6 protein-coding genes and 3 rRNA genes (1 of these 9 running past the window's edge) are annotated in these 12,198 nt (G+C 43.7%); 6 read left to right on the forward strand and 3 right to left on the reverse strand.

The genetic code is table 11. From position 1 onward, the window contains the following. From ACNSN3_RS02845 to glsB, 4 genes are all read left to right on the forward strand, one after another. Positions 1-2,230: ribosomal RNA gene (locus tag ACNSN3_RS02845) — 23S ribosomal RNA — on the forward strand; it begins 655 nt to the left of the window's first position. A 137-nt stretch (positions 2,231-2,367) separates the two neighbouring features. Continuing rightward, positions 2,368-2,482: ribosomal RNA gene (rrf, locus tag ACNSN3_RS02850) — 5S ribosomal RNA — on the forward strand. 65 nt (positions 2,483-2,547) lie between these two features. Beyond that, positions 2,548-2,662 (forward strand): 5S ribosomal RNA (rrf, locus tag ACNSN3_RS02855). A gap of 633 nt (positions 2,663-3,295) precedes the next feature. After that, the gene (gene glsB, locus ACNSN3_RS02860; RefSeq protein WP_010390961.1) at positions 3,296-4,219 is read left to right on the forward strand and encodes a glutaminase B; all 924 of its coding nucleotides are present in this window, start codon (positions 3,296-3,298) and stop codon (positions 4,217-4,219) included. A 22-nt stretch (positions 4,220-4,241) separates the two neighbouring features. On the opposite strand, the gene ACNSN3_RS02865 is transcribed toward glsB, so the two are convergent. Further along, on the reverse strand, positions 4,242-5,546 hold the full coding sequence (locus tag ACNSN3_RS02865) for an inosine/guanosine kinase (protein ID WP_036985324.1): 1,305 nt from the start codon (positions 5,544-5,546) through the stop codon (positions 4,242-4,244). 177 nt (positions 5,547-5,723) lie between these two features. On the opposite strand from ACNSN3_RS02865, the gene tadA reads away from it, so the two are divergent. Next, entirely contained in the window at positions 5,724-6,230 is a 507-nt protein-coding gene (tadA, locus tag ACNSN3_RS02870; RefSeq protein ID WP_010390967.1) for a tRNA adenosine(34) deaminase TadA, read from the forward strand. On the opposite strand, the gene ACNSN3_RS02875 is transcribed toward tadA, so the two are convergent. Both ACNSN3_RS02875 and mltF read right to left on the reverse strand, forming a co-directional pair. After that, a complete protein-coding gene (locus tag ACNSN3_RS02875) occupies positions 6,227-6,397 on the reverse strand; it encodes a hypothetical protein (protein ID WP_008468235.1) in 171 nt (56 codons plus the stop codon). The genes tadA and ACNSN3_RS02875 overlap by 4 nt on opposite strands. Positions 6,398-6,533: 136 nt before the next feature. Continuing rightward, complete coding sequence (gene mltF, locus ACNSN3_RS02880; RefSeq protein WP_418608534.1) at positions 6,534-7,991, reverse strand: membrane-bound lytic murein transglycosylase MltF; 1,458 nt, start codon at positions 7,989-7,991, stop codon at positions 6,534-6,536. Positions 7,992-8,202: 211 nt separating this feature from the next. Between mltF and purL the strand changes: the two genes are divergently transcribed. Continuing rightward, positions 8,203-12,093 carry a phosphoribosylformylglycinamidine synthase gene (gene purL, locus ACNSN3_RS02885; protein WP_418608535.1) on the forward strand — a complete coding sequence of 1,297 codons (3,891 nt, stop codon included), beginning with the start codon at positions 8,203-8,205 and terminating at the stop codon, positions 12,091-12,093. Positions 12,094-12,198 lie beyond the last annotated feature (105 nt).

A 12,198-nucleotide genomic window follows, 5' to 3' on the forward strand; every position in this document is an offset into this window, starting at 1 on the left:
CCGAAACCCGGTGATCTAGCCATGGGCAGGTTGAAGGTTGAGTAACATCAACTGGAGGACCGAACCCACTAACGTTGAAAAGTTAGGGGATGACCTGTGGTTAGGAGTGAAAGGCTAATCAAACCGGGAGATAGCTGGTTCTCCCCGAAATCTATTTAGGTAGAGCCTCGGACGAATACTTACGGGGGTAGAGCACTGTTAAGGCTAGGGGGTCATCCCGACTTACCAACCCTTTGCAAACTCCGAATACCGTAAAGTAATATCCGGGAGACACACGGCGGGTGCTAACGTCCGTCGTGAAGAGGGAAACAACCCAGACCGCCAGCTAAGGTCCCAAAGTCATAGTTAAGTGGGAAACGATGTGGAAAGGCCCAGACAGCCAGGAGGTTGGCTTAGAAGCAGCCATCCTTTAAAGAAAGCGTAATAGCTCACTGGTCGAGTCGGTCTGCGCGGAAGATGTAACGGGGCTAAACTATGCACCGAAGCTGCGGATTCAGAATTTATTCTGAGTGGTAGGGGAGCGTTCTGTAAGCGGTTGAAGGTGTACCGGGAGGTATGCTGGACGTATCAGAAGTGCGAATGCTGACATGAGTAACGATAATGCGGGTGAAAAACCCGCACGCCGGAAGACCAAGGGTTCCTATCCCATGTTAATCAGGGTAGGGTAAGTCGACCCCTAAGGCGAGGCCGAAAGGCGTAGTCGATGGGAAACGGATTAATATTTCCGTACTTGGTATAATTGCGATGGGGGGACGGAGCAGGCTAAGCAAGCATGGCGATGGTAGTCCATGTGAAAGTGTGTAGGCTAGTGACTTAGGTAAATCCGGGTTGCTGTTAGGCTGAGACACGAGACGAGTCACCAAGGTGATGAAGTTGCTGATGCCATACTTCCAGGAAAAGCCTCTAAGCTTCAGATTATACCGAATCGTACCCCAAACCGACACAGGTGGTCAGGTAGAGAATACTAAGGCGCTTGAGAGAACTCGGGTGAAGGAACTAGGCAAAATCGTACCGTAACTTCGGGAGAAGGTACGCTCCGATTGGTGATGAGACTTGCTCTCTAAGCTGATTGGAGCCGCAGTGACCAGGTGGCTGGGACTGTTTATTAAAAACACAGCACTGTGCAAAATCGCAAGATGACGTATACGGTGTGACACCTGCCCGGTGCCGGAAGGTTAATTGATGGGGTTATCTTCGGAGAAGCTCTTGATCGAAGCCCCGGTAAACGGCGGCCGTAACTATAACGGTCCTAAGGTAGCGAAATTCCTTGTCGGGTAAGTTCCGACCTGCACGAATGGTGTAACCATGGCCACGCTGTCTCCACCCGAGACTCAGTGAAATTGAAATCGCAGTGAAGATGCTGTGTACCCGCGGCTAGACGGAAAGACCCCGTGAACCTTTACTACAGCTTGGCACTGAACATTGAACCTACATGTGTAGGATAGGTGGGAGACTTAGAAGCAGAGACGCTAGTTTTTGTGGAGTCGTCCTTGAAATACCACCCTTGTAGTTTTGATGTTCTAACGTTGGCCCCTGAATCGGGGTTACGGACAGTGCCTGGTGGGTAGTTTGACTGGGGCGGTCTCCTCCCAAAGAGTAACGGAGGAGCACGAAGGTTGGCTAAGTACGGTCGGACATCGTACGGTTAGTGTAATGGTAGAAGCCAGCTTAACTGCGAGACAGACACGTCGAGCAGGTACGAAAGTAGGTCATAGTGATCCGGTGGTTCTGAATGGAAGGGCCATCGCTCAACGGATAAAAGGTACTCCGGGGATAACAGGCTGATACCGCCCAAGAGTTCATATCGACGGCGGTGTTTGGCACCTCGATGTCGGCTCATCACATCCTGGGGCTGAAGTCGGTCCCAAGGGTATGGCTGTTCGCCATTTAAAGTGGTACGCGAGCTGGGTTTAGAACGTCGTGAGACAGTTCGGTCCCTATCTGCCGTGGGCGTTTGAGAATTGAGAGGGGTTGCTCCTAGTACGAGAGGACCGGAGTGAACGAACCGCTGGTGTTCGGGTTGTCATGCCAATGGCATTGCCCGGTAGCTACGTTCGGAACTGATAAGCGCTGAAAGCATCTAAGCGCGAAGCAGGCCTCGAGATGAGTTCTCACTAGACTTTTAAAGTCTCTGAAGGGCCGTTGAAGACTACAACGTTGATAGGCAAGATGTGGAAGTGGTGTGAGCCATTAAGCTAACTTGTACTAATTACCCGTGAGGCTTAACCATACAACGCCAAACGCGTTTTATGTGATAGTGAAACAAGCGAAGAAGTTAATATAACTAAAGTAGATACTAGAAGACTTTATTATCAGAATTCCAAATTTTAGTTAGTGCGTAGCGATACGGACTGACACCCAAATTTGCTTGGTGACAATAGCGTTTTGGACCCACCTGACCCCATGCCGAACTCAGTAGTGAAACGAAACAGCGCCGATGATAGTGTAGCATTTGTTATGTGAAAGTAGGACATTACCAGGCTCCAAATTTAGTCGAAAGACTTTAAATTTAAAAAAATTAATAATAAGAAAATTGAAAAGAATTTTCTTGGTGACAATAGCGTTTTGGACCCACCTGACCCCATGCCGAACTCAGTAGTGAAACGAAACAGCGCCGATGATAGTGTAGCATTTGTTATGTGAAAGTAGGACATTACCAGGATCTAAATAAGAGAAACCCGTTACAGCAATGTGACGGGTTTTTTGCTGTTTGGGGTTTAGTAAATAGAGCCCATGCCAAACTCAGTAGCCAAACAAAACAGCTCGAAGGCGAGCCCCGCGGAAGGTCGCCCCGATACAATGATAGTGTAGCATTTGCTATGTGACTTTCTACCGCTGTGGGCACCATGACATTACGAGGATCCAATTAAAGAAACCCGTTACAGCAATGTAACGGGTTTTTGTTGTCTGGGGTTTAGTAAATATCTAAGAGCCCATGCCAAACTCAGTAGCCAAACAAAACAGCTCGAAGGCGAGCCCCGCGGAAGGCCGCCCCGACACAATGATAGCATCGCTTTTGCTATGTGACTTTTTACCGCTGTGGGCACTGCGACATTCTACTGCGCTGTCGCTACGATGTAGCCCACCGACTCTAATTAAAGGCATCAGATTAAAGTAAAAAAAGTAGGAACTTAAAGCCCTTACTATGGTTTACTTATGCTGTAATAGTTTCGAAGTTTGTAGTGAAATATTTTCATTGATATCAGCGAACCCCCTATTTGCTCAACATTACCATGCGGTTATGGATCTGACGTGTTAAAATTTGGTTTTAGATTTCGTATTATTGAGGTGTCGATTGCCAACGAGTGATTATCAACGAGTGTTAAATGAGATAACTCAAGAGGTTAAGCCTTTACTAACGCAGGGTAAAGTTGCCGATTATATACCGGCATTGGCAGAGGTTTCTCCTGAGCAGTTCTCTATTGCTATTTATACTACGGACGGAGAAATTTTCTGCGCCGGTGATTGTGAGCAACGTTTCACAATTCAATCTGTATCTAAAGTAATGACTCTGACATTAGCGTTGCAACGCTATGGCGATGAATTATGGAATAGAGTTGGCAAAGAGCCTTCTGGTACGGCGTTTAACTCTCTGACACAGCTTGAGTTTGAAAAAGGGATTCCACGTAACCCATTTATTAATGCGGGAGCGATTGTTACCTGTGATGCTCTGTATAGTCGTTTATCTGCACCTATGCACTCTATGCTTGAAACATTTCGCGATTTATCAGGTAATCGCAGTATTGTAATTGACAAGCAAGTGGCTAACTCAGAATATGAGTTTAGGCATAGAAATGCGGCAATGGCACATTTAATGAAATCATTCGGTAACTTTGAGAATGAAGTAGATGATGTCCTTTGGTCGTATTTTAATTTTTGTGCCATAGAACTTAATTGTATTGAACTTGCCAAGGCGTACAATTTTTTAGCCAATAAAGGGATAGATTACAGCTCAAATAAACGAGTACTTTCTAGTCGTCAAAACAAGCAACTAAATTCGTTGTTGTTTACCAGTGGGTTATATGACGCAGCGGGTGACTTTGGTTATCGTGTTGGCATGCCAGGTAAATCGGGTGTTTCTGGAACAATATTAGCGGTGTTACCGAATAGATTTACAGTGGCAGTCTATTCACCAGGATTAAACTCTTTTGGTAACTCAGTGGCGGGAATAGCAGCATTAGAGCTGCTATCTAAAAAGCTTGATATATCGATATTTTAGCTTTGTTTAGCGTAATGGGATCTTATTGATCCCAATACACTTGTTCTAAACAATCTTCGCGCTCAGGCAAACCACGTGATAAGCGAGGAGAGTGCTGTACAAGCACTTCAAAGCTAGCACGGTTAGCGTATTTACTAATTTGTGCGAGCGAAGAGTAGGTAATGGCTTGTTGCTGATGCTTTGCTGAATTAGCAACATTCAACTTATGATAAACATTCGCTGATAAGTCATGTAAAACCGCGGCTAAAGCACAGTCACCGGCACCATTGGTATTTTTAATCGAGTCAGGCCCACCCATAAACGGCGCTGTATGGCTATATGCCTTTATAGGATTTTCACAGTCAACTTTACGCATTGCACGTGAAAATTCATAACGATTAAAATCTGGTATAGCACCCGGTAATAATGGGTACTCTGTTTCACGTTTGCAGCTGTCATCAACAAAGCCAGCCATAAATAAGCCTTTTTCACCGGCTGTACAAATAACTAAGTCAACCCAGTCTAATGCTTTGTCAGCAGCAAGAAGTGGATCTTCATATCCAGTAATTGCTTGGCCTTCTTCTTCGTTCATAGCAAGTATATCAACATGCTTTTCTACAAAGTTAGCCCACCATGTCGGGTCCTGCTCGATAAGAAACTTAGTCCCTAGAGTTAATACCACCGGTACATTTGCATCGTTAGCGTACTTGATTGCTTGCATGGTCGCTTCGGTCATGGTTTCATCACCTTGAGTACGCATTAAATAAGCACTGATGACTAATGCTGATGAGCCTTCTATTAGCTCTTTATCAATTGACTCTGGCTTTAGGTAATTCATCAGGCCAGCACTAATAGCAAACGTGCGCTCACCTGTTTCATCAATCAAGGTAAAGCAACGGCCAATAGGACCATCGACTGGTTGTAAGTAGTCTAAATCTACACGACTTGAGTTATTACATAAAAATCGATAAGCATAACTGCCTATTTTTATATTTTCGCTCATTACGCCTAATAGTACCGAACGATCATCAGCAAGTACGGAATAGTTGTGCATCGTGTTGCCAACGGTTCCTCCTGCGAATTCGTAATCGACCATATCGTTTAGTTTTAAGCGATCGTATAAAGCATTAGTGATGTCATTATCTATAACTTGCGACATCCCTCGGCGCAATTGAAATTCATCGAGAAAAGCTTGGTCAACCTTAGCTTCTATATCAACAACGATTTGATCGATCCCCGTAATATAGCTGCGGTGTAATCGTTCTGTGGCGTTAAGTTGATTGGTCAGTGGATCTTTGGCTTCCACTGGAAAATAATGTTTATGCCTGCGGCGTCCAGGAAATTTCATTTGCTACCCGTGTTGTGAGCTAAATAAAAAAAGCGAGAGATTATAGCGTAAATCCCGCCTTATGGGCCATGGTAAACCACTTAAATTTGTTTTATTTTTGCAATAAAGTGATCAATTACGCATTTTTTTACGCTAAGTTGGTATAATTACGGCATAAAAAATAGTTAAGTAATAATCATGACAGAGCCATTTGACGACCAATATTGGATGGAACAAGCTCTTGTGTATGCAAAACAAGCAGAGCAACTCGATGAGATCCCGGTAGGCGCCATTATTGTCAAAAATAATCAGCTTATAAGCGCGGGTTATAATCGCTCAATTACCGATAATGACCCATCTGCCCACGCTGAGATGATAGCGGTAAGAGAAGCCGGAAAAGTGCTTAACAACTATCGCTTAATTGACTGCACTTTGTATGTCACGTTAGAGCCTTGCTCTATGTGTGCAGGTCTGTTAGTGCACAGCCGAATTAAACGTTTAGTATTTGGTGCAGCCGATGCTAAAACGGGTTCTGCTGGTTCTATTATGAACTTGTTGCAAGAACCTCGTTTAAACCATCAAGTAGAAATAACGGGTGGGGTTTTAGAGACACAATGTGCTGAGACTATTTCTAGTTTTTTTAAGCGTCGCCGAGCACAAATTAAAGCCGCAAAGCTAGCCGCTCGCAACCTTAACAACGATTAGTCTGCAGCTGCTATTAAGGCGTCTAGCTCAGCCATTTGCTGCATAGCAAACATACGACGGCGCCAAATTATCTTTTTATGTAAGTTTCTTAACATCACTCGACGACGAGTGGCAGTTGAGTGTTTTATACAACGTTTAAGCTGATGTGTACGTCTACGTTTAAGCATTACTTATCCTTATGTGCTTGGTGATGACACAGATTTTAATACAATTGAGCCAGATTATTGAATAATTGATTGCAAGTAAACAACTATTTGCTTTTCTAACATGTAGCTAATATAGCGCGAAATTTTCATAGCGCTTTTATTTTTCTTTTTCTACGCCATCACTAATACGTTGATTTGCATCACCTGGTTTAATGCTTTTATCTTTTGTTTCTTTTTCTGTTTCGGAAGTTGGTGGTATAGTTGCCATTGCATTATTTTCATCTAGCCAAACAAGCGCATCGTAATAGCGACGAATATTATCAACATAAGTCACTGCAACATCACCGCGAGCATAGCCATAGCGGGTATTACGGTAGTGACGTTTTTTTACTAGCAATGGTAAGCGCTTTTTAACGTCAGCCCATTTATCAGGGCTAGCTCCTTGCTGTTCGGTAATTATGCGGGCATCGTTGACGTGCCCCCAACCAACATTATAAGCGGCAAGTGCAAGCCAAGTACGATCAGGCTGCGGGATTCTATCAGGTATACGCTTGATTAATTTAGCTAAGTATTTCGCACCGCCACGTATGTTTTGTTCTGGTTCTAAGCGATTAGTAACACCGACTTGTTTTGCTGTGCGCCTTGTTAGCATCATAATACCGCGTACACCCGTTGGTGACTTAGCTCGTGGGTTCCACATCGACTCTTGATAACTCAATGCAGCAAGTAAGCGCCAATCAAGGCTACCCGCATATTGCACAAACCAAGGTTGATATTTAGGCAGTGTTTCTTTTATTGCATCTATGTAGGCTAAGGTATTAACGTAATTAAACTGACGTACATGGCCAAAGTACTTTTCTTCAAGTACATAAAGTTGATTGTTTTGTTTTGCCTCACCAAAAAAAGGAACTAGCAATGCGTACAATGAGTCATCATTCGACTTTCTTAGTATCCATGCAATTGAATCATTACGGGTAACTGAAAAGCCAATACTCAAGTTAGGGTGATAGCGCCTAAACAACGCTAATGTATGAGAGTCCGCTAAGGTGTAATCTATTTCCCCATCAATAACGGCTTGTAGTAACTCTTCTTCATCAAATTCTTCGGTTTCATTCCAAGTTAAATCTGGGTTGTTTTGTTTTATTTCTTCTAATGTTAATGAATGACTACTTTTAGCAATAATGGTGAAGTTTCCGGTTAAATCATCAAAATCACGAGGGCGTTCACGCCCTTGTTTAAAAACTAATTTTTGACTTATCGTTCTGTAAGTTGGGCCATAGCGGTAACGTTTGGCGCGCGCCTTGTTAAAAGTAAGCCCAGAGGCAATTAAATCGAGATCGCCACTATTTAAGCGCGCAAACATATCGGATAAATTAAAAAAGGGCACAATTTCAAGCTCTACCCCAAGGTAGTCGGCGAATGCTTGAGAGAGTTCAAATTCAAACCCTTGTTCTCCTTGAACAGCTTGATAATAATTACTTGCACTGGCGAGTGTACCAACGCGAATTTTATTTTCTGATTTAATTTGGGCGAGCTGTGTTGACTGCTCTTGTGTGTTACAGGCACACAAAAGGATGACTAACGTAATGATTGTTATTAGCTTTATCTTCAACATATTCGCCTCTTTAGCATCGTATCTCCTGTTATAACAAAACTTACTGATTACGTCACTTACCGTTTAATCGCAGCCAGTAAAAAATAGGTGTAAACAAAAAGAAAAAGTTAATTTAATGAAAAGCGCATTTTTGAGTTAAATCTGAGAGTAATTTGGACTATAATACGCGCCTAAAATATCGTTCAATCCCTAACCCCGGGTGAAATTACTTATGTTGATCCTTCGTGGTGCACCAGCACTTTCAGAGTTCAGAGTTAATAAAATTTTAGCGCGTTGCCAACAATTGCAACTTCCTGTCACCAATGTATATGCCGAATACGCTCACTTTGCCGATTTAACATCGCCATTAAACAATGATGAGCAAACCAAACTTGAGAAGTTATTAACCTATGGACCAACAATTGCTGAGCATGCGCCAGCGGGTCAGTTGGTATTAGTAACGCCTCGCCCTGGTACTATTTCGCCATGGGCTTCAAAAGCGACTGATATCGCTCATAACTGTGGGCTTAAGCAAGTTCACCGAGTTGAGCGTGGTATTGCTTACTATGTTGAAGGTGATTTAAGCGCCGAGCAACTTACACAGGTTACAGCGCTTCTTCATGACCGTATGACCGAAGCTACTCATAGTAAATTAGAAGATGCAGCGCAGTTATTTCGCAGTGATGCACCTCGCCAAATGTCATCAGTTGATATTTTAGGTGGCGGCCGCGAAGCATTAGCCGTAGCCAATATAGAGCAAGGGTTTGCACTTGCTGATGATGAAATTGACTACTTAGTTGAAAACTTCATCAAGTTAGGGCGCAATCCTAACGACATCGAATTATTCATGTTTGCACAAGCAAACTCAGAGCATTGTCGTCATAAAATATTTAATGCTGATTGGACTATCGATGGTATTGAACAGCCAAAGTCGCTGTTTAAAATGATTAAAAATACCTTTGAGCATAACCCTGAAAATGTACTGTCTGCTTATAAAGATAATGCAGCCGTAATGAAAGGCTCAAAGGCGGGTCGCTTCTTCCCGAATGCGCAAGGTGAATATGCGTATCATCAAGAAGACATTGAAATATTAATGAAGGTTGAAACCCATAACCACCCAACAGCAATTGCTCCTTTCTCTGGTGCGGCAACAGGGTCGGGCGGTGAGATTCGCGATGAAGGTGCAACTGGCCGTGGTTCAAAACCAAAAGCCGGCTTAGTGGGCTTTACTGTATCTAATTTACGTATTCCAGGTTTTGAACAACCTTGGGAGAGTGATTTTGGTAAGCCTGGGCGCATAGTGAATGCCCTTGATATTATGACTGAAGGCCCATTAGGTGGTGCTGCGTTTAATAATGAGTTTGGCCGTCCTAATCTTTTAGGTTATTTCCGTACATACGAAGAAAAAGTAACCAGCCACAATGGTGAAGAGGTACGTGGTTACCACAAGCCAATAATGCTTGCCGGTGGTTTAGGTAATATTCGTGCTGATCATGTTCAAAAAGGCGATATTCCAGTAGGCGCAAAACTGATTGCGCTTGGCGGCCCTGCAATGAACATTGGTTTAGGCGGTGGTGCTGCATCTAGCATGGCATCGGGTCAATCAAACGAAGATTTAGATTTTGCTTCTGTTCAACGTGAAAACCCAGAAATGGAACGTCGTTGTCAAGAAGTGATCGACAAATGTTGGCAGCTAGGTGATGCAAACCCTATTGCGTTTATACACGATGTGGGCGCTGGTGGTTTATCAAATGCATTCCCTGAGCTTGTAGATGATGGTGGCCGTGGTGGTAAATTCCAACTGCGTGACATCCCTAATGATGAGCCGGGCATGGCACCACACGAAATTTGGTGTAATGAATCGCAAGAGCGCTATGTGCTTGCTGTGGGCGTTGAAGACTTTGCACGCTTTGAAGCAATTTGTAAGCGTGAGCGCGCACAATATGCAGTTATTGGTGAAGCAACAGAAGAGCGTCATTTAACGGTTGCAGATAATCATTTTGATAACAGCCCTGTAGATTTACCATTGGATGTATTACTAGGTAAAGCACCTAAAATGCATCGTGATGTTACGTCGCAACAAGTAGTAGGCACTGCATTAAATGTAGAGGCAATTAATCCTGCGGATGCAGCGCAGCGTTTATTACGTTTACCAACCATTGCAGAAAAAACTTTCCTCATTACTATTGGCGATCGCTCTGTAACTGGTTTAGTAGCGCGCGATCAAATGGTAGGCCCATGGCAAGTGCCTGTTGCTAACTGTGCAGTTACCGCAGCAACTTACGATACTTACCACGGTGAAGCTATGTCACTAGGTGAACGTACTCCAGCGGCATTACTTAATTATGGCGCCTCAGCACGTTTGGCTGTGGCCGAGTCTCTTACAAACATTGCTGGTGCTAATATTGGTAGCCTTGAGAACATTAAGTTATCTGCAAACTGGATGGCGGCTGCGGGTCACCCTGGCGAAGACGCAGGTTTATATGAAGCGGTTAAAGCTGTTGGTGAAGAGTTATGTCCAGCACTTGGTTTAACTATACCTGTAGGTAAAGACTCGATGTCGATGAAAACGACATGGAAAAATGAAGATGATACAACTGAGCAATCAGTAACATCACCTTTATCACTGATTATTACAGCGTTTGGCCGCGTTGATGATGTACGTAAAACGGTGACTCCACAGCTGCGCACTGATAAAGGCGAGACATCGCTTATATTAGTTGATTTAGGTGCGGGTAAAAACCGACTGGGCGCATCAAGCCTTGCACAAGTTTATAAGCAGCTTGGTGATGTTACTCCAGATGTAGACAGCCCTGAGTTACTAAAAGGCTTTTACAATGCTATGCAGGCGCTAGTGGCTGATAGTAAGCTACTTGCGTATCACGATCGTTCAGACGGTGGCTTGTTTACTACTATCGCTGAAATGGCGTTTACCGGACACACCGGTGTAACCGTAGATTTAGCGACTTTGACTGGCTCGGATATTGAAGCGCTTTATAACGAAGAGTTAGGTGCTGTAATTCAAGTAGCAAACAGTGATTTAGATGCTGTAAATGCTGTATTTGAGCAGCATGGTGTTGCCGCAATTAGCCATGTGATTGGCTCGCTTAATAATGACGATAACATTGTATTTAATCGTGGTGAGCAAACAGTACTTAATCATACGCGTACTGAGCTTCGTACAATTTGGGCCGAAACAACCTATCAGATGCAAGCGCGTCGTGATAACCCTGAGTGTGCTAAGCAAGAATTTGACGCTAAATTTGATGCAAAAGACCCAGGCTTAAACGTTAAACTTAACTTTGACTTAAACGAAGATATAGCTGCACCGTACATTGCGACAGGTGCTAAGCCACAAATGGCTATTTTACGTGAGCAAGGCGTTAACTCGCACCTAGAAATGGCTGCTGCGTTTAACCGTGCTGGTTTTGCTGCGGTAGATGTTCACATGAGTGATATTTTAGAAGGTCGTTTAACGCTTGAACAGTTTAAAGGTTTAGTGGCGTGTGGTGGCTTCTCTTACGGTGACGTATTAGGCGCTGGTGAAGGCTGGGCTAAGTCAATATTGTTTAACGATATGGCACGCGATCAGTTCCAAAGCTTCTTCCATCGTGAAGATACCTTTAGCTTAGGTGTATGTAACGGTTGTCAGATGCTATCAACATTAAAAGAGTTGATTCCAGGTACTGAACATTGGCCGCGCTTTGTAACTAATAAGTCAGAGCGTTTTGAAGCACGCTTTAGTCTGGTTGAAATTCAAGAAAACCCATCGGTGTTCTTTAATGGTATGGCAGGTTCACGTATGCCAATTGCAGTTTCACATGGTGAAGGTCATGCAGAATTTGCAAATGATGCGGCAACTAAGGCTGCACTTGCAAGCGGCACCGTAGCGGTTAAGTTTGTTGATAACTACGGTAACCCAACAACACAGTACCCAGCAAACCCGAATGGTTCACCTGAAGGGATCACGGGTATTACATCAACAGATGGTCGTGCAACTGTAATGATGCCACACCCTGAACGTGTATTCCGTGCGGTTGCTAACTCTTGGCATCCAGATGAGTGGGCTGAGGATAGCCCATGGATGCGTATGTTTAGAAATGCGCGTAAAAATGTAGGTTAATATACACGCTAGATTCATGATCTAAATGTAAGATAAAAAGGCTGCCTTGTGCAGCCTTTTTTGTTTAGACTGTTCAAGGTTCAAGGTTCAAGGTTCAAGGTTCAA

The sequence above is a fragment of the Pseudoalteromonas sp. US3C1004 genome (assembly GCF_048401065.1).
In the GTDB taxonomy this organism is placed as follows: Bacteria; Pseudomonadota; Gammaproteobacteria; order Enterobacterales; family Alteromonadaceae; genus Pseudoalteromonas; species Pseudoalteromonas undina.

Excerpts from the sequence above, each read along its gene's own strand:
- mltF (WP_418608534.1), bottom strand. The coding sequence starts at position 7,991 with ATGTTGAAGATAAAGCTAATAACAATCATTACGTTAGTCATCCTTTTG.
- purL (WP_418608535.1), top strand. The coding sequence starts at position 8,203 with ATGTTGATCCTTCGTGGTGCACCAGCACTTTCAGAGTTCAGAGTTAAT.
- tadA (WP_010390967.1), top strand. The coding sequence starts at position 5,724 with ATGACAGAGCCATTTGACGACCAATATTGGATGGAACAAGCTCTTGTG.
- ACNSN3_RS02875 (WP_008468235.1), bottom strand. The coding sequence starts at position 6,397 with ATGCTTAAACGTAGACGTACACATCAGCTTAAACGTTGTATAAAACAC.
- ACNSN3_RS02865 (WP_036985324.1), bottom strand. The coding sequence starts at position 5,546 with ATGAAATTTCCTGGACGCCGCAGGCATAAACATTATTTTCCAGTGGAA.